General features: G+C 71.4%; 23 protein-coding genes. 5 read left to right on the top strand and 18 right to left on the bottom strand.

The window, feature by feature from the left end; genetic code table 11:
• The first annotated feature begins 74 nt into the window (after nucleotides 1-74).
• The 4 genes from DFH01_RS21080 to thiE all read left to right on the top strand — a co-directional run bounded on the left by DFH01_RS21080 (nucleotide 75) and on the right by thiE (nucleotide 5,328).
• Nucleotides 75-1,841 (top strand): sulfatase family protein, encoded by a 1,767-nt coding sequence (locus DFH01_RS21080; RefSeq protein ID WP_109872493.1) that lies wholly within the window; start codon nucleotides 75-77, stop codon nucleotides 1,839-1,841.
• 516 nt (nucleotides 1,842-2,357) lie between these two features.
• Complete coding sequence (locus DFH01_RS21085) at nucleotides 2,358-3,743, top strand: carotenoid oxygenase family protein (RefSeq protein ID WP_109872494.1); 1,386 nt, start codon at nucleotides 2,358-2,360, stop codon at nucleotides 3,741-3,743.
• Between the two features lie 204 nt (nucleotides 3,744-3,947).
• Complete coding sequence (locus DFH01_RS21090) at nucleotides 3,948-4,676, top strand: sulfite exporter TauE/SafE family protein (protein ID WP_199231334.1); 729 nt, start codon at nucleotides 3,948-3,950, stop codon at nucleotides 4,674-4,676.
• A 19-nt stretch (nucleotides 4,677-4,695) separates the two neighbouring features.
• Nucleotides 4,696-5,328, top strand: coding sequence for a thiamine phosphate synthase (gene thiE / locus DFH01_RS21095; protein WP_109872496.1), 633 nt, complete (start codon nucleotides 4,696-4,698; stop codon nucleotides 5,326-5,328).
• A 6-nt stretch (nucleotides 5,329-5,334) separates the two neighbouring features.
• On the opposite strand, the gene DFH01_RS21100 is transcribed toward thiE, so the two are convergent.
• The 4 genes from DFH01_RS21100 to DFH01_RS21115 form a co-directional block, all read right to left on the bottom strand.
• Nucleotides 5,335-5,778: a hypothetical protein gene (locus tag DFH01_RS21100; RefSeq protein ID WP_158287845.1), complete on the bottom strand. Its 444-nt coding sequence runs from the start codon at nucleotides 5,776-5,778 to the stop codon at nucleotides 5,335-5,337.
• Between the two features lie 182 nt (nucleotides 5,779-5,960).
• Nucleotides 5,961-6,908, bottom strand: coding sequence for a lysophospholipid acyltransferase family protein (locus DFH01_RS21105; RefSeq protein ID WP_109872498.1), 948 nt, complete (start codon nucleotides 6,906-6,908; stop codon nucleotides 5,961-5,963).
• Nucleotides 6,905-8,290 carry a cytochrome P450 gene (locus DFH01_RS21110; protein ID WP_233256220.1) on the bottom strand — a complete coding sequence of 462 codons (1,386 nt, stop codon included), beginning with the start codon at nucleotides 8,288-8,290 and terminating at the stop codon, nucleotides 6,905-6,907. Before DFH01_RS21110 ends, DFH01_RS21105 begins: the two co-directional genes overlap by 4 nt.
• Nucleotides 8,291-8,361: 71 nt before the next feature.
• Complete coding sequence (locus DFH01_RS21115) at nucleotides 8,362-9,429, bottom strand: alcohol dehydrogenase (RefSeq protein WP_109872499.1); 1,068 nt, start codon at nucleotides 9,427-9,429, stop codon at nucleotides 8,362-8,364.
• Nucleotides 9,430-9,532: 103 nt separating this feature from the next.
• Here DFH01_RS21115 and DFH01_RS29050 point away from each other — a divergent pair, with 103 nt between their 5' ends.
• The gene (locus DFH01_RS29050) at nucleotides 9,533-10,327 is read left to right on the top strand and encodes a YidB family protein (protein WP_199231335.1); all 795 of its coding nucleotides are present in this window, start codon (nucleotides 9,533-9,535) and stop codon (nucleotides 10,325-10,327) included.
• Between the two features lie 44 nt (nucleotides 10,328-10,371).
• Here the strand turns inward: DFH01_RS29050 and DFH01_RS21125 are convergent, their stop codons facing one another.
• From DFH01_RS21125 to DFH01_RS21190, 14 genes are all read right to left on the bottom strand, one after another.
• On the bottom strand, nucleotides 10,372-11,334 hold the full coding sequence (locus DFH01_RS21125; RefSeq protein ID WP_199231336.1) for a tripartite tricarboxylate transporter substrate-binding protein: 963 nt from the start codon (nucleotides 11,332-11,334) through the stop codon (nucleotides 10,372-10,374).
• 472 nt (nucleotides 11,335-11,806) lie between these two features.
• On the bottom strand, nucleotides 11,807-12,973 hold the full coding sequence (locus tag DFH01_RS21130) for a toxic anion resistance protein (protein WP_233256221.1): 1,167 nt from the start codon (nucleotides 12,971-12,973) through the stop codon (nucleotides 11,807-11,809).
• On the bottom strand, nucleotides 12,970-13,779 hold the full coding sequence (locus DFH01_RS21135; RefSeq protein ID WP_109872501.1) for a hypothetical protein: 810 nt from the start codon (nucleotides 13,777-13,779) through the stop codon (nucleotides 12,970-12,972). The genes DFH01_RS21130 and DFH01_RS21135 overlap by 4 nt, the downstream gene beginning before the upstream one ends.
• 219 nt (nucleotides 13,780-13,998) lie before the next feature.
• Nucleotides 13,999-14,880: an ABC transporter permease gene (locus tag DFH01_RS21140; protein ID WP_109872502.1), complete on the bottom strand. Its 882-nt coding sequence runs from the start codon at nucleotides 14,878-14,880 to the stop codon at nucleotides 13,999-14,001.
• Between the two features lie 175 nt (nucleotides 14,881-15,055).
• A complete protein-coding gene (locus DFH01_RS21145; protein ID WP_109872503.1) occupies nucleotides 15,056-16,003 on the bottom strand; it encodes an ABC transporter permease in 948 nt (315 codons plus the stop codon).
• A 187-nt stretch (nucleotides 16,004-16,190) separates the two neighbouring features.
• Complete coding sequence (locus DFH01_RS21150; RefSeq protein WP_109872504.1) at nucleotides 16,191-17,696, bottom strand: ABC transporter substrate-binding protein; 1,506 nt, start codon at nucleotides 17,694-17,696, stop codon at nucleotides 16,191-16,193.
• Nucleotides 17,693-18,769, bottom strand: coding sequence for an ABC transporter ATP-binding protein (locus tag DFH01_RS21155; protein ID WP_109872505.1), 1,077 nt, complete (start codon nucleotides 18,767-18,769; stop codon nucleotides 17,693-17,695). The genes DFH01_RS21150 and DFH01_RS21155 overlap by 4 nt, the downstream gene beginning before the upstream one ends.
• The gene (locus tag DFH01_RS21160; protein WP_109872506.1) at nucleotides 18,766-19,749 is read right to left on the bottom strand and encodes an ABC transporter ATP-binding protein; all 984 of its coding nucleotides are present in this window, start codon (nucleotides 19,747-19,749) and stop codon (nucleotides 18,766-18,768) included. Before DFH01_RS21160 ends, DFH01_RS21155 begins: the two co-directional genes overlap by 4 nt.
• Nucleotides 19,746-20,453: a DUF1028 domain-containing protein gene (locus DFH01_RS21165; RefSeq protein ID WP_109872507.1), complete on the bottom strand. Its 708-nt coding sequence runs from the start codon at nucleotides 20,451-20,453 to the stop codon at nucleotides 19,746-19,748. Before DFH01_RS21165 ends, DFH01_RS21160 begins: the two co-directional genes overlap by 4 nt.
• Nucleotides 20,454-20,597: 144 nt before the next feature.
• Nucleotides 20,598-21,590, bottom strand: coding sequence for a branched-chain amino acid ABC transporter permease (locus DFH01_RS21170; RefSeq protein WP_199231337.1), 993 nt, complete (start codon nucleotides 21,588-21,590; stop codon nucleotides 20,598-20,600).
• A gap of 3 nt (nucleotides 21,591-21,593) precedes the next feature.
• Complete coding sequence (locus DFH01_RS21175) at nucleotides 21,594-22,478, bottom strand: branched-chain amino acid ABC transporter permease (protein WP_109872508.1); 885 nt, start codon at nucleotides 22,476-22,478, stop codon at nucleotides 21,594-21,596.
• A 62-nt stretch (nucleotides 22,479-22,540) separates the two neighbouring features.
• Nucleotides 22,541-23,785: an ABC transporter substrate-binding protein gene (locus DFH01_RS21180; protein ID WP_109872509.1), complete on the bottom strand. Its 1,245-nt coding sequence runs from the start codon at nucleotides 23,783-23,785 to the stop codon at nucleotides 22,541-22,543.
• Between the two features lie 42 nt (nucleotides 23,786-23,827).
• On the bottom strand, nucleotides 23,828-24,520 hold the full coding sequence (locus DFH01_RS21185) for an ABC transporter ATP-binding protein (protein ID WP_199231366.1): 693 nt from the start codon (nucleotides 24,518-24,520) through the stop codon (nucleotides 23,828-23,830).
• Nucleotides 24,521-24,563: 43 nt separating this feature from the next.
• Nucleotides 24,564-25,355, bottom strand: coding sequence for an ABC transporter ATP-binding protein (locus tag DFH01_RS21190; RefSeq protein ID WP_233256222.1), 792 nt, complete (start codon nucleotides 25,353-25,355; stop codon nucleotides 24,564-24,566).
• Nucleotides 25,356-25,408 lie beyond the last annotated feature (53 nt).

A 25,408-nucleotide genomic window follows, 5' to 3' on the forward strand; every position in this document is an offset into this window, starting at 1 on the left:
TACCGTCAGCCTAGCGCCGCGCCCGCCGCTGGGCCAACGGTTGGCGGCGCCGCGCCGCAGGGAGACTGGCCTGGATGGACGGAACAACGCACCCGGTGACGGCGCCCTCGCGCCGCGGGCTGCTGGCGGCGGCGGTGGCCGGGCTCGGCGCACCGCGCGCGGCCGGGGCGCAGCCCGTCGCGGCGCCCGGACTTGCGCTGCGCGGCGGCGTCAACCGCCCGCCGAACCTGCTCTTCGTCTTCACCGACCAGGAACGCTATGCCGCACGCTGGCCAGCCGGCCTCTCCCTGCCGGCGCATGAGAGGCTGGCGCGGGCCGGCGTGACCTTCAATGCGCATCACTGCCCGGCGGTGATGTGCACCTCCTCCCGCGCCGTGCTGCTGACCGGGCTGCAGACGCCCGACAACGGCATGTTCGAGAACACGGATGTCCCGTGGATCTCGAAGCTCTCGCCCGACATCCCGACCATCGGCCACATGCTGCGCCAGGCCGGTTACTACACGGCCTACAAGGGCAAGTGGCACCTGAACGACAGCTTCGATTCCGCCGAGCCCGAACGCCTCTTCACCCGCGAGATGGAGGAGCACGGCTTCGCCGACTACAACGGCGTCGGCGACATCATCGGTCACGCGCTCGGCGGCTACCAGTTCGACCACCTGATCGCCGGCAGCGCCGTGACCTGGCTGCGCCGCCACGGGCGCGTGCTGGAGGGCGAGAGCAAGCCCTGGGCCCTCTTTGTCAGCCTGGTGAACCCGCATGACGTGATGTTCTTCAACACCGATGCGCCTGGCCAGGCGGTGCAGGACAGCGGCACGCTGATCCAGCGCCCGCAGCGCGCGCCCGACCATGCGCTGTATCGCGCCACCTGGGACACGCCGACACCGCCCACCCTGACCGAGCCCTTCGACGCGCCCGGCCGCCCCGCCGCGCATCGCGAGTTCCATCGCATGTGGAACATCGTCCTCGGCCACATCCCGCCCGAGCCGGAACGCTGGCGGCGCTTTCACGACTACTACATCAACTGCCTCCGCAACGTGGACAACTCGCTCTCGGCGCTGCTGGCGGAGCTCGACCTGCTGCGCCTCACGGATCGCACGGCGGTGGTCTTCACGGCCGACCATGGCGAGATGGCCGGTGCGCACGGGCTGCACGGCAAGGGTCCCTTCGCCTACCGGGAGACGACGCACCTGCCGCTCTACGTCACGCACCCGGATGTGCGCGGCGGGCAGGATTGCCGGGCGCTGTCGGGCCATATCGACATGGTGCCGACGCTGCTGGGCATGGCCGGCGTGGCGCCGGGGCGCGTGGCGGAGCTCGCGGGCCGGGCGCTGCCGGGCAAGGACCTGACGCCGCTTCTGGCGAATCCCGGCGCGGCCGGGCCGAATACGCTGCGGGAGGGCGTGCTGTTCACGTACAGCGGGCTCAGCACCAACGACGCGTCGCTGTGGCAGGCGGTGGCGACCGCGCGCGCCGCGGGCAAGGATCCGAAGGCGGAGCTGCGCCGCCAGGGCTTCCAGTCCGACCTGACCAAGCGCGGCAGCCTGCGCAGCGTCTTTGACGGGCGATACCGCTTCACTCGCTACTTCGCGCCCACGCAGCGTAACCGTCCCGCGACGCTCGACGAGCTATACCGCTGGAACGACGTGGAGCTGTTCGACCTGGAGTCCGACCCCGCCGAGACGCGCAACCTCGCCGCCGACCGCGTGGCGAACGCGGCCCTGGTGGAGGCGATGCGCGCCAGGCTGGAACGCGCCATCACGGCCGAGATCGGCTCTGATGACGGGCGGGAGATGCCGGATTTTCCCCGCGTGGAATGGTCGCTCGACCGCGCCGACCTTTAGCGCGCCCTGATCGACGCCCATCGCTGACCACCCACCAGCGCCAGCATTCAAGGCATTTATTCCTGGATTATGCTGCCCCGGCAGGTCTATCCTGCCCGGATGCCCGCCGCCGCCCCGCCCCTCCCCCCAACCCGCCGCCCACCCCCGAACCGCCCTCCGGCGGCGACGCACCCCGATACCGTCACCCGCCACCCCGGCACTTTGTCCGAAATGCGCACGCGCACCCCGCCCGGCACTTTGTCCGAAAAGCGCATCACGCCCCCGCCCTGGCAATTTGTCCGAAACACCGCCGCGCCACCCCGCACCCAGCCCGTCACCCGCCCCCGCCGCCTGCCGTCGCCCTGGCCTGACACCCGAAACCCTCGCGCGCCCCTCCGTCCTCGCGGCCTGACACCCCGCCCGCGCCGCATCTGTCATGCTTTGAACGTGATGCGCCGGCCGGGCACGGCCGGCGAAAGCCCGCGCTTCGGCCGCGTTGGAGGGACAACGATCCCACCTTCCTGGAGCGGCCACGGCATGCCGGACGGCACGGTGTTTCACCGCGCGGGCAATTTTGCGCCCATCGCCCGCGAGCACGACATCCCGGACCTGCCGGTGATCGGCGAGCTCCCGCGCGCGCTCAACGGCACGCTGTTCGGCAACGGCCCCAACCCGCAATTCCCCGAAGCCGCCGACAGCCATTGGTTCTTCGGCGACGGCATGATCCACGCCTTCACCCTCCGCGATGGCCGCGCCGCCTATCGCAACCGCTGGGTCCGCACCCACAAATGGCAGGCCGAGCGCGCCGCCGGGCGGGCGCTGCTGCCGTGCTACCCGAAACCCTCCCTCGCCGGGCTCGGCATCCGCGACAGCGGCGTCGCCAACACCAATGTCGTCTGGCACGCCGGCAAGCTGCTCGCGCTGGAGGAAGGGCACCTGCCCTTCGAGCTCGATCCCCACACCCTCGACACGCGCGGCGTCGAGCGCTTCCGCGGCTGCTTCGACGGCCCCTTCACCGCCCATCCCAAGCACGATCCCGCGACGGGCGAGCTGCTGTTCTTCGGCTGCTCCGCCGACGGCCCGCTCACCCCGGTGATGCACTGGGGCACCGTGCAGCCATGCGGGCGGATCGGGAAGCTGGAGCGCTTCTGCACGCGCTATTGCGCGATGGTGCATGACTTCGCCGTCACCGCGCGGCATGTGCTGTTCCCGGTGATGCCGCTCACCGGCAGCCTGTGGCGCGCGCTCGCCACCGGCCAGCCCTTCCGCTGGCAGCCGGAGCTCGGCGGGCATGTCGGCTTGATGCGGCGCGCCGAGGGCGTCTCCTCCCTCCGCTGGTTCCGCGCGGAAAGCCGCTTCGTCTTCCACGTGATGAACGCCTGGGACGAGGAGGATGGCCGCATCGTCGCCGACGTGATGCAGTTCGACGCGCCGCCACTTCTCCCCGGCCCCGACGGCAGCACCGCCACCGCGCCGGCGCGGCTCGCGCGCTGGACGCTCGACCCCGATGCCGGCACCGACGCCTTCGCCACCGACATCCTGGACGAGACGCCGGCCGAATTCCCCCGCTTCGACGAGTGCCGCACCGGCCTGCGCAACCGCTTCGGCGCCTATGCCGTCAGCAGCGGCGGCGGCGTGGTGTTCGACGGCCTGGCCTGGCGCGACCTGCAGGCGAAGCGCGCCGACCGCTTCGCGCTGCCGCCCGGCGACGGCCTCTCGGAGCCCGTCTTCGTCCCCCGCGCCCCGGACGCCCCGGAAGGCGATGGCTGGCTGCTCACCGTCGCCTGGCGCGCCGAGCATCGCCGCAGCGAGCTTCTGGTGCTGGATACGCAGCACATCGGTGCGGGCCCGGTCGCGCGCATCCCGCTGCCCCACCGCGTGCCCTTCGGCTTCCACGGCAACTGGGTGCCGGCGACGCAGTAGTACGGAGCGCATGAAGTTCCGACCTGCGGCCCGCAGGGCCGAGCGCGCGAATGCGCGCCGCGGCTTATGCCGCGAAGCCAAGCCGCGCGGATGCGCGGCGCCCGGCGTATGAGGGGCGCAAAGGCGAAGCCTTTGTGCGCGCGGCATAAAAGAGTTCGGCCCGCCCCGAAGCATCCCGCGGCGTCAGGGTGCATGCTGCGGCGCATGGACCCGATCGCACCGACCGTTGCCCTCGTCTTCCTGCTCGCCGGCGCTGTGAAGGGCGTGATCGGGCTTGGCCTGCCCACCGTTTCCATCGGCCTGCTCGCGCTCTTCATGCCGCCGGCCGAGGCCGCGACGCTGCTCATCCTGCCGGGCGTGCTGACCAACGTCGCGCAGTCCCTCGGCCCCCATCTGCGCCCGCTGCTGCGGCGATTCGCGCCGATGCTGCTGGCGGTGGTGCCCGGCACCGTTGCGGGCAGCTACGTCATCGCGGCGGGCGCGGCGGCGCTGCCCGCGCTCGGCGCCGCGCTGCTGGCCTATGCCGCCTGGGGCCTTGCCACGCCGCAGTTCCGGCTGCCGCTGCGCGCCGAGCGCCTCACCGCGCTGCCCTCCGGGCTGGCCTGCGGCCTGATGACGGGCGCGACCGGCGTGTCCGTCATCCCCGCCGGGCCCTGGCTCGCCGCGCTCGGCCTGGCGCGGGAGGAGCTGGTGCAGGCGCTCGGCCTGACCTTCCTGACCTCGACGCTGGCCCTGGCGCTGGCGCTCGCCTGGCAAGGCGTCGCCTCGCCGGGGCTGGCGCTCGGCTCCGCGCTCGCGGTGATCCCGGCGCTGGCGGGGCAGCGCCTGGGCTCGCTGCTGCGCCACCGCATCCCGCCCCTGCTGTTCCGCCGCATCTTCTTCGCGGCGCTGCTGCTGCTCGGCGCGCAGCTGGCATGGCGCGGGCTCGGGTGAAATCGGCTACAGCGGCTTCATGCCTGATTGCCGCCTCTACCTCATCACGCCCCCGTCCCTGGCCGACGCCGCGCGCTTCGCCACCGAGGACCTGACCCGCGCGCTCGATGCCGGCGACGTCGCCGCGCTGCAGATCCGGCTGAAGGGCCTCTCCGACGATGCGATCCTCGCCGCGTCGGAGCGCATCCTGAAGGTCGCGCAGCCGCGTGGCGTGGCGGTGCTGATGAACGACCGCATGGACCTGGCGAAGCGATCCGGCTGCGACGGCGTGCATCTCGGCCAGCAGGATGGCGATCCGGTCGCGGCGCGCAGGCTGCTCGGCGCGGAGGGGACGATCGGCGTCACCTGCCATGCCTCCCGCCATCTTGCGATGGAAGCCGGAGAGGCCGGTGCCGACTACGTCGCCTTCGGTGCCTTCTTTCCGACCTCCACCAAGGACACAGTCCACCAGGCCGACACGGCCTTGCTGGAATGGTGGTCGGGGCTGATGGAAATCCCCTGCGTCGCCATCGGCGGCATCACCGCGGAGAACTGCGCGCCGCTGGTGCGCGCCGGCGCGGATTTCCTGGCGGTGATCGGCGCCGTCTGGAACCACCCGGAAGGCCCCGCCGCGGGCGTGCGCGCGATGAACGCCGCCATCGCCGCGGCCTGAGCTGCGTCAGTCGCGCGGCGCGCGCGCCAGTTGCAGGCCCACCACCAGCAGCAGCCCGCCGAGCAGAACCGCGCCGACGGTCCAGAGCAGCGCGAACCAGTCCGTGCGGTCGACCCAAGGCAGGCCATCCGAGACCCGGACCGTCAGCCGCGATCCCGGGGCATAGGCCACGAGCATCGCCTCCGCCTGCGCCTGCGAGCCGGCGAAGGTCTCGCGCGCCAGGCCGCGCAGGCGGGCAGTCGCCTCGGAGCCGGGCGGCCAGACGACCTCCACCATCGCCTCGTAGCGCGGGTGGCCCTGTGCGAAGCCGGCGGGCTCCACCGCGGCGCGGCGCACCACGGTCTCTTCCCGGCCGAAGATCGAGCCCAGCGGCGGCTCGCCCCGCATAGGCGCATCGAGGGCACCGATGACGATGGCGAGCAGCCCGACCAGCGGCACCACCCAGCGCAAGGGAGCAAGTATCAGCCGCATCCATCCATCGCGGACGCAACGCCCGCCCCGTTTCCTCGCCGGAAGAAAGAAAATTTACTGTTCATCATCCGTACTGGCCCGGATAGTCGGCCAGCGCGGCGGCGATTTCCACCGATTCGTGTAACAGCCGGCGCCTGTCTGCGCACTCCCGGTGGCTTCGCTCACCGCTCCCAGGAGAAGCTGGTGGCCATCAGCCACTGCTCGGGATGGGCTCGCACCAAGGCCTCCGCGGCCGCGTCCAGCGCCGCCTGGTCGGCCGCGAGCGCAGCCGGATCGCGCGGCAGGCGTTGCAGCTGCACCTCCGCCAGCACCTCCAGACGGAACCGCGCCGCGTCGCCGCAGCGCAGCGCATGCACGGGCAGAACCGTCGCGCCCGTCAGCGCGGCAAGGCGTACCAGGCGATGGATGTTGCCCTCCGGCCGTGGGGCGCGCCCGAGCGCGGGCGCCTGCACCCGGCCGCCGACATACTCGTCTACGAACATCAGCACCGCCGATTCGCGGCGCGCGAGGAGGCGCCGCGCTTCCAGCGCGCTGCCCGGAACCGGATCGAGCAGCCGGATGGAGGTCCGCCGGCGGGCGCGGTTCGCCATCGCCATCTCGAAACGGCTCGGCAGGCGCTGGTAGATGACCGCCAGCGTCACGCCGCGTCCCGTGATGCCGGCATGCAGCGCTTCCCAGCTGCCCACGTGCAGCCCGGCGAAGATCACCGGCCGGCCCGAGCCGAGCGCGGCCTCGAGATGGGCGGCGCCGGCGATCTCGATGCGGCCTTCCGGCCAGAGACGGTCGAGCACGCAGAACTCGGCGACGACGCGGCCGAGATGCCGCCACAGGGCGCGCTCCATCGTCGCCAGCTCCGCCGCCCCGGTCTCCGGCCGCAGGCGCCCCAGCACGTGGCGGATATTGGCCGATGTCTGCGGCCTTCCCGCCCCGTGCCGCTCGCCGAGCCACGCCCCGATCGCCGAGACGGCATCCGTCGGCATCGGCCGCAGCACCGCCTGCATCACTGCGTCCTTCAGTCCGCGCAGCGGATCGCGCCCCCAGTATCGCCACAGCGCCCGCCGCGCCACGGCATCGGCGAGGCTGAAGGGCGGCGGCGCGTAGAGGCTCACCTGCGCGGCCGTAGCAGCATGGGTAGCGCCTCGCCGGGGCGCAGCGTCAGGCGCGCCACCGGCATCACCTCCGCCCCCGGCGCGAGGCGCAGCTCGACGGCCTGGAACAGCGTGGCGAGGCAGATCACCGCCTCCGCCGTGCCGAGATGCTGGCCGGTGCAGACGCGCGGCCCGACGCTGAAGGGCACATAGGCGCGGCGCGAGGGCTTCGGGGCGCCGGGCATGAAGCGATCCGGCACGAAGGCGTCGGGCTGGTCCCAGAGTTTCGGGCGGCGGTGCAGCAGCCAGGGCGCGACGAGAACGATCGTGCCCTTCTTCACCTCTCGCCCCGCGATGGTGCCGGGCGCGATCGCCTCTCGCGAAAGCAGCGGCACCGGGGGATAGAGGCGCATCGTCTCCTCGATCACCGCGCGCGCGAAGGGCAGGTCCGGCAGGTCCTCGAACTTCGCGGCACGCCCCGCGAGCACTTGCGCGAGTTCGCCACTCAGTCGCGCCGCCGAACGAAAATCCTGGCTCAGGATGAACAGCGCCCAGGCGAGCACATTGGCGGTGGTCTCGTGCCCGGCCATGAACAGCACGATCGCCTCGTTGCGGAAGGCGCGGCGGTCCATCGGCCTTTCGGTGCCCGGCACCTTCGCCTCCGCCATGGCGCGGATCAGCGAGGCTTCCGCGCCGCCGCCATCAAGGATCTCCGCGATCAACCGGTCCACCACCGCATGGATGCGCGCCACCGCCGCCCGGATGCGCCGCCCGCGCGGCCGCGGCAGCCAGTCCGGCAGGCCGGCGAGCGAGAGCAGGTCGGTCTGGTCCACCAGGTCCTGGTATTCCGCGAAGGCGCCGACCACCTCGGCGGCCGCGTCGGTGCCGAGGGCGCGGCCGAAGATGGTGCGGCAGATGATCTCCGCCGTCAGGCGGCCCATCTCGCCCAGCACGTCGAGCGGCTGGTCCGGCGGATGGCGGCGCCAGGCGGCGGCACGCTGGGCCGCGGCCTCGGTGATGGCGGGCGCGAGCTCGGCCAGGCGCGTGGCATGGGTGACCGGCGCGACGACGCGCCGCCGCTCGCGCCACAGCGTGCCGTCGGAGACGAAGAGCCCGTCGCCCAGCAGCGGCGCCAGCGCGTGGCGGTGCTGCGGGCTCTTGCGCTGGAACTGCTCGTGCTGCGCGACGAAGGCCTCGGCCACCGTCTCCGGGCTGTTGCAGATGACGAGGTCGCGGAACAACAGCCGGCGGAACATCACGTCGTGGTTGAAGGCGCCGCGCGGCCAGACGGCGAGGTAGTTCCGGCGCGCGATGCGGAGCATCTCGCGCAGCGAAGGCGTCTTCTCGTGCCGCACCGGGAAGGGCGGCACGTAAGGCTCGGCGGCGCGGAGATCGTCCGGCATCGCGCCCTGTCTAGCGCAGGCGCGCGTCATTCACACCGCCCGGGGGCAGCGAGAACTGGCTTTCCGGCCGGCTACGCAGCCTCCGCCGTCAGCACGATGCGCCCGACCACCTTGCCCTCGCGCAGGCGGTTCAGCGCGGAATCGGCGTTGCGCAGCGGCTCCCGGGTGATCGGGATCGGCGCGAGGCGGCCGCCCTGAGCGAGCTTCACCAGTTCCCGCAATTCCTTCGGGCTGCCGACATAGCTGCCGCGCACGGTCAGCGCGCGCATCGCCATCACCGGCAGCGGCAGCACCAGTTCGCCGCCGAACAGCCCGACCTGCACCAGCTTGCCGCCCTTGGTCAGCGCGTCGAAGCAGAAGCGTGCGGTTTCGCTGCCGTTCACCAGGTCGATGATCGCCTCCACGCCGCCGCCGCAGAGATCCATCAGCCGCTTCGCCACCTCGGGCTGGCTGGCATCGAGCGTGTCGCTCGCACCGGCCTGCTTCGCGGCCGCCAGCTTCTCCGCGCTGACATCCACCGAGACGATGCGCCGGTGCCCCATCGCCTTGAGCACGCTGATCGCCTGCAGCCCGAGGCCGCCGGCGCCGACCAGCACGATCGGCGTGTCGGCCTCCATCGGCATCACCTTGTTGATCGCCGAGAAGACCGTGATGCCGGAGCAGGCATAGGTCGCGGCCAGCGCGGGATCGATGTCGCCCGGATCCACCAGGTGCCGCGGCTCCGGCGCCAGCACATGCGTGGCGTAGCCGCCGTTCTGGAACACGCCGAGCGCCTTGCCCTGGACGCACATGTTGTCGTCCTCGGACCGGCAGCGCGCGCAGGTGCCACAGCCGACCCAGGGGAACACGATGCGCTGCTGACCCACGGCGAGGCCGTGGCCTTCCGCCTCCGGCCCCCACTTCACCACGCGGCCCACGATCTCGTGACCCATGGCGAGCGGCAGCTTCACCCCGCGCTCCGACAGCTTCATCTTGCCGCGGCTGCCGAGGTCCCATTCGCCTTCCCAGATGTGGATGTCGGAATGGCAGACGCCGGCATGCGTCACCTCCAGCAGCACCTGCTTGCCGGTCGGCTCCGGCGTGGGCAGCTCGATCTCCTGCAGCGGCTTCCGGGATTCCACCACGGCCCAGGCGCGCATGGGCGTCCACTCCTTTTGATTGTGCGGCCATCGAAGAACCGGCAGCATCCGCGGTCAACACGGCCGGGCCGCTTCGCCGCCCGCGCACACGGGAGACGCAACGATGTCAGACGTGCTTTCCAGGATTCTTGCCGGGGCGCTTGGCGGCGCGATGGGCGGCGGTGCGCAGCAGGGCGGCGGCTACGGCGCCGGCGGCGGGATGGGCAACTCGCCACTCGGCGATCCCCGGCTGCGGCGGGGCGAGGTGCCCGGCTATGAGGGCGGCCGCGGCGCGCCGATGGGGGGCCAAGGCGGCGGTGGGCTGGGCGACCTGCTCGGCGGCGCCGGCGGCGGCTTGGGCGGGCTGCTGGGCGGGCTGCTCGGCGGCATGGCGGGCGGCGCCCCGCAGCAGGCGCCCGCGCCGCAGCGCCGCGCACCCGCGCCGCCGGCCGGCGGCGGGCTGGGTGGCCTGGCCAGCGGCCTCGGCGGCGTGAAGGGCCTCGCCCTGATGGCGCTGCTTGCCTACATGATGCGTGGCCAGGGCGGCACGCAGGGCCTCTCCTCGCTGACCGAGCAGCTGCGCGGCGCCGGCCTCGGCGACCGGGTGGACAGCTGGGTCGGCCCCGGCGCCAATCGCGACCTGCGGCCCGAGGAACTGGCCCGCGCCATCCCGCCCCAGGCGCTGGACGACATCGAGCGCCACACCGGCCTCGGCCGCGACGAGGTGCTTTCGGAGCTGAGCCGCGGTCTGCCCGGCATGGTGGACAGGCTCACGCCCCGCGGGCAGATGCCGCAGCGCGACGACGAGCTGGACGACATCGACGAGCGCGACATCCTCGGCAACTTCAACATCGGCGGAGTGGACGGCGCCGCCTTTGGCAAGTTCGGGCCGGGCCAGGGCGGCGGGAAGAAGTTCTGACCCGCGCGTGACGCCCCTCCCCGGCGCGGGGAGGGGCCAGCCGGTCAGTCCGGCCGGATGTTGTTCTCGCGCACCACGCGGCCCCAGGTCGCGATCTGCGCCGAGAGGAAGCGCGCGAAGCCGGCCTCGCCCTGCGGATCGAGGTCGATCCCGAGCCCCAGCACGCGCTGGCGCACCTCCGGCTTGTCGAGCGCGGCGCGGATCTCGGCCTCCATCCGCTGCTTGATCGCCGACGGCAGGTTGGCCGGGCCTAGGAAACCCCAGAAGGCGCGCGCATCGATCCCCGGGACGCCGGCCTCGGCCAGGGTCGGGACCTCGGGGGCGGAGGGCGAGCGCATGGCGCCGGTCTGCGCGATGGGCACGATCGCACCCGCGTCGATCTGCCCGCCGATGGCCGGGCGGGTCGCGATGACGAGGTCCGTCTCGTTGGCCGCCGCCGCAACCGCGAGCGGCCCGCCGCCGCGATAGGGCACATGCACAAGCTGCAGGCCGGCCGCCTTGCCCACCAGCGCCATGGTGAGATGCGCGAGAGAGCCGTTACCGATCGTGCCGTAGGTGACGGTGTCGGGCCGCGCCCGCGCTGCCGCCGCCATCTCCGCGAAGCTCCGCCAGGGCCGGTTGCGCGAGACGCAGAGCATCATCGGCGCCGTGCCGAACAGCAGCAGCGGCGTCATGTCGCGCTCGGTGTCGAAGCCCATGTTGGGGATCAGCGCCGGGTTCACCGCATGGGTGTCGAAGACCAGCACCCAGGCATTCCCGTCCGGCGCGCTGCGCGCCACGGCCGCGGTGCCGATCGAGCCCGAGGCGCCGGCACGGTTCTCCACCACCACCGGCACGCCGAGGGCCTGGGACAGATGCGGCTGCAGGATGCGAGAAAGCGCATCGGTGGACCCGCCCGGCGGAAAGGGCGCGACGATGCGGATCGGGCCGTTCGGCCAGGCGGGCTGCGCCAGGGCAGGCGCGGCCAGCGCAGAGGCGGGCACCGATAGCAGAATGCGGCGGCTCACCACTTTCATTACAATGTTCCCCCTTTTTGTTACTGCCAGACTACCATATTTTGCTTGAGGCAAAAGAGAGGCACCTGAAGTGGCTCGAGCTGTACTTCTCGCTACGCTCCTGCTTTCGGGGTGCGCAGCACCGTCGCAGCAGCGCCAGCTCAGCTGGTGGCATGCAAGCGGGGCCGATTGGTCACGCGACCACTATGAGTGTGTTCGGGAAGCGAACTCAACAGTTCCTGCCACTCCTCAACTGATCAACTCTGGCGGCCGCTTGGTGAGCTTCGATCCTAGCGAAGCACGGAGAAACTCTTCGAGAGATTTGTGCCTAGAAGCCCGTGGTTGGAGACGCGCTTTCCAGAACCCGTTCGCCGGCAATACTCGTGCGCCCGCACCCGGCCAAGTCCGATCGGCCACAGCACAGAGGAATCCATCCTGAGGCCACAGCCGCGGCGCAGCCCGGCATAGATCAGAAGTTGGAAGTTTACCCATTCGGCTTTGACTGGGCGCTCGACTTCGCCTGCATCAGCACGCGGCGGATATCCTCCTCGAGCTTCGCCAGTTCCTCCGCGGCGCGTTCGCGCTGGCCGCGCGCCTCGTCGGCGATCTTCAGGCTGTCCTCGATGGTCGCGACGAGCGCGGCATTCGCCTTCTGCACCGCTTCCAGGTCGAACACGCCGCGTTCGAGCTCGGTCCGCGCCTCCTGGTTGCCGCGGCGCAGCGTCTCGGCATTCGCGGTCAGCAGGCGGTTCGTCAGGTCCGTCGCCTCCTTCACCGCCGCGCCGGCTTCCCGCATGCGGTGGATCGCGAGCGCCTGCGCCAGTTGCTGGCGCCACAGCGGCACGGTGTTGGCCAGCACCGAATGGATCTTGGAGGACAGCGCCTTGTCGTTCTCCTGGATCAGCCGGATCGACGGCAGCGCCTGCATGGCCACCTGGCGCGTCAGGCGCAGGTCGTGCACGCGCCGCTCCAGCTCGTCCCGCGCGCCGCGCAGGTCGCGCAGCCGCTGCGGCGCCAGGTCGTCGCCGGTGTTCTCCGCGACCTGCTTCTCCAGCGCCGGGATCGTGTGCGCGTTCGTCCGCTGCAGCACCGCGTCGCCGGCGGCGATGTGGTCGCCGAGCGCGTGGAACCATTCGAGCGTCGCGGCATAGAGCCGCTCCAGCCGCTCGACATCCTCCAGCAGGCGCGTGCGGTGCGTGTCGAGCTTGTCGCCGATCGTCTCGATCTGGCCCTTAACGCTCTCGTATTTCGTGATGATGCCGCTGACCTCGGCGCCCGCCTTGGTGAAGATGCGGGCGAAGAAGCCGGGCTTCTCATCGAGGTTCGTCACGTCGAAGCCGCGCAGCGTGGTCAGCAGCGACGACAGCGTGCGCCCCGCCTCGCCCGTCTCCTGGTTCTTCGCGCCTTCCAGCATGGCGTCTGCGGCGGCCTGGGCACGGTTCTGCGCCTCCTGCCCGAAGCGCAGGATGGAGCCGGGGTCGGAGAGGTTGATCTGCTGCGCGAGGCTCGCGATCGCAGCCTGGTGCTCCGGCGTCAGTTCCGCGGGCGCGCGGGGCGGCGCGGTGATCTCGGCGCTCGTCGTCGCCTGCGGGGACTGCACTGGCGTCGCCGGCTGGTCGTCGCCGAAGCTGATGCGCACGTTATCGCTCACGCGTAGCCCTCCTGGCGCAGCCTCTCGGCCAGCACCTTCACCTGGATGTCGAGCGCGGCCGTCTCCTCCGCGCGGATGCGGTCGCGCATCTCGTCGGCCGCGGAGGTCAGGTCCTCCAGCAGCTTCGGCAGCCCCTCCGGCGGCTCTGCGCCGGCCTGCAGGCGCTCGCGGATGCGGTCGAGCCCGTCGAGATGCACGACGAGGAAGCGCCGCGCCTCCGTGATGCGCTCCGGCCGCGCCGAGAGGTCGTCCAGCACGCCCGCCAGCGCGCCGGAGACGCCGGCCAGCCGGGGCTCCGCGGCGATGCGGGCCAGCCGGGCGCGATGCTCGTCCAGCGGGCCGGGCGGGGGCGGCGGCGCGGGCGGCGCCACTTCCTGCACCGCGCCGTCATAGAGCAGCCGCGTGCCGAGCCAGCCGCCGGCGCCGAGCAGCACCGCCATCAGCGGGTTCAGCGCGGCGCCGAGGCCAGCCACCACACCGCTGGCCGCGCCGACCATCAGCGCCGCGCGCTGCGTGTCGCCCTTGCGGCCGCGGCGCAGCGTCGCCGTCGCGCCGACGGTCAGGCCGATGCCGAGCGCGGCCGCGACCAAGCCGCGCACGTCGCCGGTGCCGATCTCCCAGATCGCGTCGAAGAAGAGCGGCCAGGTGAAGAGCGGCAGCAGCAACCCGCGCGTGCCGGCACGGAAGCGCGAAAAGCCCTGCTCCACCTGCGCGCGCGCCTGGTCCCAGGGCTGCAGCGGGCCCTCATTTCCCCAGGGGCGCGGCGGCGGCGGCTCCCAGGGCCGGCGCGGTCGCTGGTCGCTCATCCCGCGACGAGCGCCAGGAAGCTGGCCAGCCAGAGGGTGAGCGTCAGCAGCCCGATTCCGGCGGCACGGCGCGCCGGCCAGGGCAAGGAGGCCAACAGGGGCCGCGAGGGCACCGGCGGGGGCGAAGCGGGGCGGTCCATGGCCGCCCACAGATCGCCCCGGCGGGGGGCCGCATCAAGGCCACGCCGCGTGACGCTGCCTTGATCACGGAAGCGTGAGCTACTTCCGGTCCGCCCGCGGGTCCAGCGCGTCGCGCAGCCCGTCGCCCATCAGGTTGAAGGCCAGCACAACGACGAAGATCGCGACGCCGGGCGCGATGGCGAGCCAGGGCGCCGGATCGAGGAAGCGCTGCGCCGAGTTCAGCATGGACCCCCAGGAGGGCGAGGGCGGCTGCTGGCCGAGGCCGAGGAAGCTGAGCGAGGCCTCCGCGATGATCGCCTCCGCAATCGCCAACGTGCCCTGCACCAGCAGCGGCGGGACGATGTTCGGCAGCACATGCACGAGAGCGGTGCGCCAGGGCGGGTTGCCGAGCGCGCGCGCCGCCTCCACCCAGTCGGTGGATTTCGCATCAAGCGCCATGCCGCGCGCGAGGCGGACGAAGACCGGGCTCGCGGTGATGGCGATGGCGAGCATCGCATTCTCGAGCGCGGGGCCGAGGAAGGCCGCGAGCGCGATGGCCAGGATCAGGAAGGGCACCGACAGCATCGCATCGGCGATGCGCGAGAGCAGCGCATCCACCCAGCCGCCGGCGAGGCCCGCGAGCAGGCCGAGCGGCACGCCGATGGCGATCGCGCCGAGCACCGAGACCACGCCCGCCATCAGCGAGGCGCGCGCGCCCCAGATCACGCGGGAGAGCACGTCGCGGCCGTTCTCGTCGGTGCCGAACCAGTGCTCGGCCGAGGGCGGCTTGCGGATGCGCGACCAGCTGGTCTCGATCGGGTCGTAGGGCGCGATCCAGGGCGCGAGCAGCGCGATCAGGACGAAGGCCAGCACCACAACGAGGCCGACGACCGCCAGCTTGTGACGGAAGAAGCGGCGCAGGGCGCGGCGGGCAGGGCTTTCGCCGCGCTCGAGGGCGGCGGGGATGGCGGAGGCGCTCATGCCGGCAACGGACCTTCCTTGCGGCCCGAGGCAGCGCCTCGGGCCGGGAGCGCGAAGCGCGACCGCGCCCAGACCGACGCTGGAGCCCGGCGCTGCGCGGCGCGGCGCGCAAGCCAAGCCGCCGGATGGCGGCGCCGGCGATTGAGGCACCAAAAGGAGCGCCTGAGGATCGCCATCAGGCGGTCCTCAGGCGCGGGTTGATGGCCATGTAGAGGAGATCCGCGACGAGGCTCAGCACCACGAAGATCAGCGCGGTGGCGAGCACCACGCCCTGCACGACGGGATAGTCGCGGTTGAACACGGCATCCACCACCAGCTTGCCGAAGCCGGGGATCGTGAAGATCTGCTCGGTCAGCACCGCGCCGGCCAGCAGGCGCCCGAACTCGATTGTGCCGAGCGTGACCACCGGGATCAGCGCGTTGCGCAGCGCGTGCTTCCAGACCACCACCTTCTCGGCCAGCCCCTTCGCGCGCGCGGTGCGGACATAGTCCTGGCTGAGCGCCGTCAGCATCGCCGCGCGGGTGTGGCGCATCAGCACGGAGGCGACGCCGGTGCCGAGCACGAAGGCCGGCATGATGGTGGTCGAGAGGCTCTGCACCGGATCCTCCCAAAGCGGCACGTAGCCGGAGGGCGGCAGCCAGCCGAGCTGCACGCTGAACAGCAGGATCATCATGATGCCGAGCCAGAAATTCGGCGTGGAGATGCCGAACAGCGCAATGCCGTTGGCCAGGAAATCGGCCGGCGTGTCGCGCCGCGTGGCGGAGAGGATGCCGAGCGGCACGCCGATCACCACGCCGATGATGAAGGCCATGGTGGCGAGCTGCGCGGTGACCGGCAGCTTCTGCAGGATCAGCTCGGCGACCGGCATGCGGATGCGCCAGGAGAAGCCGAAATCGCCCTGCACGACATTGCCGACCCAGTTGAGATACTGCTCCCAGATCGGCCGATCCAGCTTCAGTTCGGCGCGGATCTGCGCCAGCACCTGCGGATCGCCACGCTCCTCGCCAGCCAGGATGACCGCCGGATCACCGGGCATCAGCTGCTGCAGCCCGAAGATCAGGAAGGAGAGGATGATCAGCGTCGGGATGATCTGCCCGACGCGGCGGAGGAGGAAGGCGATCATGACGAACGTCCCCTCCACACTGTGAGGTCGACGACGCGGCCCGATGGACGCGGTTGCGCGGCCCCCACCCCGACCAGCCTGCGTAGGCGGCGGGAACCCGCCGCCACTCCGGCGTTCGACGCTGCGCGTCGAACCCCCCGCATGCGGGGGAGGGAGAACTGCGCGGGACGGGAGACGCGCGGCGGCATCAATTCAGCCTCATGCCCTGCAGGCGGATCATGCCGTCGGCGATCGGCTGGTAGCCGGTCAGGCGGGTCGAGTGGATCATGATGTTCTTGCGGTGCCAGACGAACATGCGGCCCATGTCCTGCCCGATCGCGATCTCCATCGCCTGGCGATAGAGGTCGCGCCGCTTCGCGACATCGCCCTCAACTCGCGCGGCATCCAGCAGGCGGTCCACCTCCGGGTTGGAATACTTGCCGTCGTTCTGCCCGCCGCGGGTGTGCATGAAGGAGTGGATGTTGCCGTCCGGGTCGGTGCGGCCCGACCAGCCCACCAGATACAGCTGGAAGTCGCCGCGCTGCGCCGCTTGCAGCGAGGAGGCGAACTCCATCGCGCGCAGGGTGATCTCGAAGCCGGCCTCGCGCGCCATGGCCTGCACCACCTCGCCCACCTGGCGGAGATCGGGGTTGTTCGGGACGGTGAACTCCAGTTGCAATGGCGTGGTGACGCCCGCTTCCCGCAGCAGCGCGCGCGCCGCGTTCACGTTGCGCGCCGGCGGATCGAAGTTCGGGATGCGGAAGGCGCTGGCCGGCGGGATGGGCTGGCGCGTCGGGCTGAACATACCCTCATAGACGACCTGGTTGATCGCCGCGCGGTCCACCGAAAGCTCGAAGGCGCGGCGCACGCGCGGATCGCGCAGCGGCGCGGACCGCTCGCCGTTGTTCACGTTGAACTGGATGGACTGCCAGCCGAGCTCCTCCACGGCCACGCCGCGCAGGTTGCGGTTGCGCTGGATGGCGCGCAGATCGTCCGGCTCCATCCGCTCGCCGAACTCGGCGGCGCCGGACTGCAGGTTGGCCAGCCGCACCGTGTTGTCCGGGATCGGCAGGTACGTCACGCGGTTGAGGTGGATGTTGCCGGCGTCCCAGTATTCCGGGAAGCGCTCCAGCACGATGCGCTCCTGCGCGACGCGCTCGACGAAGCGCATCGGGCCGGCGCAGACGGGGCGGGTGCCGAAGTTGCGGCCCGCGGCCTCGGCGGCCTTGGGGCTCAGGATCATGCCGGCGCGGTCGGTCAGCGCCGCGATGAAGGAGGCGTTCGGCGCACCGAGCTTGATGCGCACGGTCTGCGGATCCACCACCTCGATCGCGGTGATGTCGCCCATCTCGCCGCGGCGGAAGCTGCCCTGCATCGTCAGGTGGCGGTTCAGCGAGTAGCGCACCGCCTCGGCGTCCATCACCTCGCCATCGTGGAAGCGCACGCCCTGGCGCAGCGTGATGATCAGCGTGGTCGGGTCTTCCCAGCGATAGCCGGTGGCGAGTTGCGGCACCGCCTCGAGCTTGTCGTTGATGTCGAACAGCTTGTCGCAGACGCCCATGTAGACGATGCGCCCGACATAGGTGCGCGACAGGGTGGGATCGAGGATGTCCGGATCCTCGCGCAGCGCGATGCGCAGGTTCTGTGCATCGGCCGGCGCCGCGGCGAGCGCGGCCAGGCCGATGCAGGCCGCCGCGAAGGTCTTGCGGATCATGTCGTCGTTGCTCCCTTGGTGATCGGCGAAGTGCTGCGATCGGTGAAGAAGGCCTGCAACCGCCGCAGGCGCTCGCCGCCGGCATCGTGCTCGGCCGGCGGGCGTGCCGGCGGAAGGCGGTCCTGCAGGTGGCAGGCCGCGGCATGGGAACCGCCTTCCAGCAGCGGCATGCGTTCCGCGCAGACAGCCTCGGCGAAGGGGCAGCGCGTGCGGAAGCGGCAGCCGGAGGGCGGGTCGATCGGGCTCGGCACGTCGCCTTCCAGCGGCACGGCCTTCGCCCCATCCCTCCCCCCTTGGCCCGGCACCGCGGCGAGCAGCGCGCGGGTGTAGGGATGGCGCGGCGCGCGGAACACCGCTTCCGTCGGGCCTTCCTCCACGATGCGGCCGAGGTACATCACCGCCACGCGGTCTGCGATGTGGCGCACCACGCCGAGGTCGTGGCTGATCAGCACGAAGGTCAGCCGCAGCTCCGCGATCAGGTCCTGCAGCAGATTGATCACCTGCGCCTGCACCGAGACATCCAGCGCGCTGACCGGCTCGTCGCCGACGATCAGCCGCGGGCGGGAGGCGAGCGCGCGCGCGATGGCGATGCGCTGGCGCTGCCCACCCGAGAATTCATGCGGCCAGCGCCGCGCGAGCTCGGGCCTGAGGCCGACACGCGCCAGCAGCTCCGCCACGCGGTCCCGCTCCTGCGCGCGGGGCACGATGCCGTGCAGGCGCAGCGGCTCGCCCACCGCCTCCTCCACCGTCATGCGCGGATCGAGGCTGGCAAAGGGGTCCTGGAAGATCAGCTGCATGTCGCGCCGGCGGCGACGCAGATCGGCCGGATTCAGGGTGCGCAGATCCTCGCCCATGAAGCGGATCTCGCCCGCATCGGGCTCGATCAGCCTGAGCGCGAGACGGCCGAGGGTGGATTTCCCGCAGCCGGATTCGCCGACGATCGCCAGCACCTCGCCTTCGGCCACCGAGAGCGAGACGCCATCCACCGCGCGCACCGCGCCGCGCGCGCGGCCGAGGGCGTCGCGGACGGGGAAGGCGCGCGCCAGGTCGCGCAGTTCGAGCAGCGCGGTCATGCCGCCACCAGCAGGCTGTCGAGCGGCGCGCGCCAGCAGGCGGCGAGATGCCCCTCCCCCATCGGCGCCAGCGGCGGCTGCTCGGCGCAGCGCGCGACCGCGAAGGGGCAGCGCGGCGCGAAGCGGCAGCCGGGCGGCGGGTTGCGCAGGTCCGGCACCGTGCCTTCGATGCTCGCCAGCCGCTCCGCCCCGCCTTCCAGCGAGGGCGCGGCGCCGAGCAGGCCGACGGTGTAGGGATGCTGGGGATTGGCGAAGAGCCGTGCGGCCGGCGCGCGTTCGGCGACGCGGCCGGCATACATCACCGCGACCTCATCGGCATGGTCGGCGACCACGCCGAGATCGTGGGTGATCAGCAGCACCGCCGTGCCGGTCTCCGCCTTCAGCTCGTCGATCAGCGCCAGGATCTGCGCCTGGACCGTCACGTCGAGCGCGGTGGTCGGCTCGTCGGCGATCAGCAGGCGCGGGCGGCAGGCCAGCGCCATCGCGATCATCACGCGCTGCCGCATCCCGCCCGAGAGCTGGTGCGGATATTGCCGCGCGCGCCGGCCCGCATCCGGGATGCGGACGCGGGCCAGCATCTCCACCGCGCGGTCCATCGCCGCCGCGGGCGAGAGGTTCTGATGCAGCCGGAGCGCCTCCGCCACCTGCTCCCCGGCGGTGAAGGCCGGGTTCAGGCTGGTCATCGGCTCCTGGAAGATCATCGCCAGCTCGGCGCCGCGCTTGCCGCGCATCGCCTCCGCATCCAGCGCCGTCAGCTCCTGCCCGTCGAAGCGGATCGCACCGCCGATGCGCGAGCCCTGCGGCAGCAGCCCCATGATGGCGAGCGCGGTGACGGACTTGCCGCAGCCGCTCTCGCCCACCACGGCCAGCGTCTTGCCCGGCGCCACGGCGAAGGAGACGCCATCCACCGGGCGCAGCGGGCCGCGATCGGTGGGCAGCGTGACCGTGACGTCGCGCAGCTCGAGGACGGGCGCGCTCACTGCTGCTGCGCCTGCGCCTGCGCGATCGCCGCCTGGATCACCGCGCGGTCGAACACGCCCGGATGGTCGCGCCCCGGCAGGAAGCGGCGGAAGTGGCGGAGGTAGCCGTTCCAGACCGTGTGCAGCCGGCGCAGCTCCGCCAGCGGGTCCGGATGGTCGTCCACCCGCAGGTCGAGATCGGGATAGGGATCGCGCGAGGCCACCTGGATCGCCGCCGATTGCCGCCCGCGCTTGTCCCCGCCCGCGGCCTCGCCGGCCTCCATCGCGGCCAGCAGGCGCTCGGCCAGCGGCAGCCCGGCCGTGGCGAGGAAGGCGTCGCGCGTCGCGGCCACCACCTCCGGCCCCGCCAGCATGTTGCCGGCGACCGAGACATCCTCGCCGGCGACATGGCCGCACCAGCCGATGCAGTCGGCGCCGGTGTGCTGCGCGATGGCGCCCGTCGCCGAGAGCACATGCACCTGCCGCGTCGCCTCGCCCGCATCGGCGGCGATCAGCGCGGCCAGCACCGGGCCGGGCGCTTCGCCAGCGCGCAGACGCGCCAGCGCGTCGGGCGCGTGGAAGGGGTTCACCAGCGCCTGGGTGCAGGCCGCACCAACCCCGCCCTCGACGCGCGGCACAAGGGCGCCGGCGGCCAGGAAGCGGCTGGCGACGGCGGCGCCCAGTTCGCCCGTGGCACGGTCCAGCGCAAGGATCGACCAGGTCATGGCCCGCTTAGTGCCACGCCCGGCGGATGGCGCAAGCCCACCGGGGCGGAAGCTTTCGCCGCCGCGGCGGCGCCGCGCCTGCGGGATGGGCAGCGTCTGCCCAAGCGGGCGGCGCCTCCCGCCCGCCCGGCATGGTCGGGGCCGCTACAGCTTCACCCGCAGGGCATGCGCGATCTCGCCCAGGATGCCGCGCCGGAAGGCCAGCACGCAGGCGATGAAGATCACGCCCTGGATCACCAGCACCCAGGCGCCGAACTCGGCCAGGTAGTTCTGCATGGTTATGATGACCGCGGCCCCCACCACCGGCCCGAAGATCGTGCCGAGGCCGCCGACCAGGCTCATCAGCACCACCTCGCCCGACATCGCCCAGTGGACGTCCGTCAGCGTCGCGATGTTGAACACCAGCGCCTTGGTCCCGCCCGCGATGCCCGCCAGCGTGGCCGACAGCACGAAGGCCATCAGCTTGTAGTCGTCGGTGCGGTAACCGAGGGAGGTGGCGCGCGGCTCGTTGTCGCGGATCGCCTTCATCACCTGGCCGAAGGGCGAATGGACGATGCGGTGGATCAGCAGGAAGCCGGCCAGGAAGATCGCGGCCACGAGCCAGTACATCGTCAGGTCCGCGGTCAGGTCGAAGACGCCGAACAGCGTGCCGCGCGGGATCGCCTGGATGCCGTCCTCTCCCCCTGTGAAAGGCGCCTGCAGCGCGAAGAAATAGACCATCTGCGCCAGCGCCAGGGTGATCATGGCGAAGTAGATGCCGGCACGCCGGATCGCCAGCCAGCCGAAGGGAATGCCGAGCAGCGCGCCTGTCGCGCCGCCCATCAGGATCGCCAGCTCGGGCGGCACGCCCCAGGCCTTGGCGGCGTAGCCGGTGATGTAGGCGCCCATGCCGAAATAGGCGGCATGGCCGAAGCTCAGGAGGCCGACATAGCCGATCAGCAGGTTGAAGGCGCAGGCGAACAGCGCGAAGCACAGCACCTTCATCAGGAAGACGGGGTAGAGGAAGAAGGGGCTGACCAGCACGAAGGCCAGCATCAGCAGGAAGGCCACGGCCTGCGGCTTCGTGAAGCCCCAGAGGCCGGTCTCCTCGTGCCGCGCGGCGATGCCGCCGGCGGTGGCGATGGTGCCTTCGGCCATGGCTCAGGCCCTCCCGAACAGGCCGGCGGGTCGTGTCAGCAGCACGATCGCCATGATGACGAAGACGACGGTCTGCGAGGCTTCCGGATAGAACACGTCGGTGATCCCCTGGACGAAGCCCAGCAGGAAGCCGGTGACGACCGCGCCCATGATCGAGCCCATGCCGCCGATCACGACCACCGCGAAGACGGTGATGATGAAATTCGCGCCCATCGCCGGATGCACCGAGTAGATCGGCGCCGCCAGCACCCCGGCGAAGGCGGCCAGCGCCACGCCCGCCGCATAGGTCAGGGTCATCATCAGCGGCACGTTGATGCCGAAGGCCTGCACCAGCTGCGGGCGCTCCGTCGCGGCGCGGAGATAGCTGCCGATCTTGGTCTTCTCGATCACCAGCCAGGTGCCGAGGCAGACCGCGCTGGCCGCGATCAGCACCCAGACGCGGTAGCCCGGCAGGAAGAAGTCCGCGAGCTCGAGGTCGAGAGCGCGGAACTCCGGCGGCGTCGTGTAGCGCTGGCCGGAGGAGCCGAAGGTGTTGCGGAACAGCCCCTCGATCACCAAGGCGCAGCCGAAGGTCAGGAGCAGGCCGTAGAGGTGATCCAGCTTGTAGAGCCGCGAGATCATCAATCGCTCCATCAGCACCCCGACGAAGCCGACGATCAGCGGAGAGAGGATAAGTGCCGGCCAGTAGCCGATGCCGAGATAGCTCAGCAGCAGCCACGCCACGAAAGCGCCCATCATGAACTGCGCGCCATGCGCGAAGTTGATCACGTTGAGCATGCCGAAGATGACGGCGAGGCCAAGCGAGAGCAGCGCGTAGAACGAGCCGTTGATCACGCCCAGGATGACCTGCGGCAGTGCCAGTTGCAGTTCGAAAAGCAGGTCTTCCATCGCCCGGTCGCCTTTCGGGAATCTGGATCAGCGGGGGCGGCGCAGGCCGCCCCCGTCCGGCGTCAGGACCGCACCAGCGCGCAGCCGCCCTCGTTCAGCGGGCGGAAGGCCTCGTTCGCGGGAATGGTCGAGATCAGCTTGTAGTAGTCCCACGCGCCCTTGCTCTCCTCCGGGGTCTTCACCTCGAACAGGTAGGCAGGGTGCAGCTTGCGGCCGTCGGCGCGGATGCTGCCCTCGCCGAAGGCGTCGTCGGAGGTCGGCATCGCCTTCATGCGGTTCACCGCCTCGGCGCCCGAGGCCTTCGCCGCGGCGACGCCCATGTCCGCCACCGCCTTCAGGTAGTGCAGCACGCCCGAGTAGCAGCCGGCCTGCACCATGGAGGGGCGCAGGTTGCCCGGCATCGCGCCGACGCGCTGCGTGAAGGCCCGAGTACGGTCGTTGAGGTCCCAGTAGAAGGTCTCGGTCAGCACCAGGCCCTGCGCGACCTCAAGGCCCAGCGAGTGGATGTCGGTGACGAAGACCAGCAGCCCGGCGAGCTTGGTGCGGCCGCCGCGGGTGATGCGGAACTCGGCCGCCTGCTTGATCGAGTTGATGGTGTCGCCGCCCGCATTCGCCAGGCCGATCACCTGCGCGCGGCTGCGCTGCGCCTGCTGCAGGAAGGAGGAGAAGTCCGTGGTGCCCGGGAAGGGCGTGCGGACGCCGCCCAGCACGCGGCCGCCGGCGGCGGTCACGAAGGCGGTCGTGTCACGCTCCAGCGCGTGGCCGAAGGCGTAGTCCGCGGTGATGAAGAACCAGGTCTGGCCGCCCGCGCGCACCATCGCGCCGCCCGTGCCCTTGGCCAGGTTGTAGGTGTCGTAGGTCCAGTGGATGGTGTTCGGCGAGCACTGCGCGCCGGTCAGGTCCGAGGTGGCGGCGCCGGAGTTGATGAAGACCTTGTTCTTCTCGCGCACCAGCGTGTTCACGGCCAGCGCGACCGAGGAGGTCGGCACGTCCACCACGACGTCGATGCCGTCGCGGTCGATCCACTGGCGCACGACGGTGGAGCCCACATCCGGCCGGTTCTGGTGGTCGGCCTCGACCACCTCGACGTTCACGCCGCGCTGGGTGATCCCGCTCTCCTGCACCGCCAGCCGAACGGCCTGGGTGGAGCCGGGGCCGGAGATGTCGCGATAGAGGCCAGACTGGTCGTTCAGCACGCCGATGCGGATCGTGTTGGCGGCCTGGGCGCGCGCCGAGCGGAACGGCAGCGCGCCCCAGACCGGGGCGGTGGCGACGGCGCCGAGAAGCGTGCGGCGATTGACGGTCATGCGCGTGTCCTTCCTTGTCTGGTTCCCTGTCCCCCGGCGGCTTCAGACGCCGAGGTAGTCATGCAGGCGGTCCATGCTGTGCGGCAGCTCCGCATTGGTCAGCATGTCCACCATCTTCCCGTGCTCCATGACGTAGTGACGGTCCGCCACGGTCTGCGCGAACCGGAAGTTCTGCTCGACCAGCAGCACGGTGAAGCCGCGCTGCTTGATCTCCCGGATCATGGCGCCGATCTGCTGCACGATGACGGGCGCGAGCCCTTCGCTCGGCTCGTCGAGCAGCAGTAGCCGCGCCCCGGTGCGCAGGATGCGCGCGATCGCCAGCATCTGCTGCTCGCCGCCCGAGAGCTTGGTGCCCTGGCTGCGCGCGCGCTCCTTCAGGTTCGGGAACAGCGCGTAGATCTCGTCGAGCGAGAGGCCCCCCGGCGCGATCACCGGCGGCAGCATCAGGTTCTCCGTCACGTCGAGCGAGGCGAAGATCCCGCGCTCCTCCGGGCAATAGGCGATGCCGGCGCGCGCGATCAGGTCGGGGCGGGCGTTGATCAGCTCCTTCCCCTCGAAGCGGATCGAGCCGCTGCGCTGCCCGACCAGCCCCATGATGGCGCGCAGCGTGGAGGTCTTGCCCGCGCCGTTGCGGCCGAGCAGCGTCACCACCTCGCCCTGCCGGATCTCGAGGCCGACGCCGTGCAGCACATGGCTCTCGCCGTACCACGCCTCGAGATTTTCGATCTGCAGCATGGGCGTGCCGGCGGCGGAGGCGGCGCGGTTCGCGGTCATCGTCTCAGCCATGCGGCGCCTCCGCCTGCAGTGCGGGATCCGTGCCGAGATAGGCGGCCTTCACTTCCTCGTTCCGGCTCACCTCGGCATAGGTGCCCTCGGCCAGCACGCGCCCGCGCGTCAGCACCGTGATCATGTCGCAGAGGCCGGAGACGACCGTCAGGTTGTGCTCCACCAGAAGCACCGTCCGCCCCTTCGCCACGCGCTGCACCAGCGCCATGATCCGCCCGACATCCTCATGCGTCATGCCCGCCGTCGGCTCGTCCAGCAGCATCATGCGCGGTTCGAGCGCCAGCGTCGTCGCGATCTCCAGGGCGCGCTTGCGGCCATAGGGCAGCTCGCCCGCCGTGTGCCGCGCATAGGCCGTCAGGCCGACATCCTCCAGCAGTTCCATCGCGCGCGGCTCGAAGCCCTTCAGCGCTGTCTCCGAACGCCAGAAGTCGAAGGAGCCGCCGCGGGCGCGCTGCAGCGCCACGCGCACATTCTCGAGTACGGTCAGATGCGGGAAGACCGCGGAGATCTGGAAGGACCGCACCAGGCCGAGCCGGGCCACCTCGGCCGGCTTCATGTTGGTGATGTCCCGCCCGTCATAGCGGATGGTGCCGCGCGTCGGCGGCAGGAACTTCGTGAGCAGGTTGAAACAGGTGGTCTTGCCGGCACCGTTCGGGCCGATCAGCCCGTGGATCGTCCCGCGACGGACCTTGAGCGCGACATCGGAGACCGCGACGAAGCCGCGGAATTCCTTGGTCAGCCCCTCCGTCTCCAGGATCGTCCCTTGCGGATCCTCGGATGCCACGCCCGTCTGCCTCCCCGGCCAGCCAGGCAAGCCGTCATGCCGGGGTGGAGATC

The organism is Falsiroseomonas bella, assembly GCF_003173615.1.
Classification (GTDB): Bacteria; Pseudomonadota; Alphaproteobacteria; order Acetobacterales; family Acetobacteraceae; genus Falsiroseomonas; species Falsiroseomonas bella.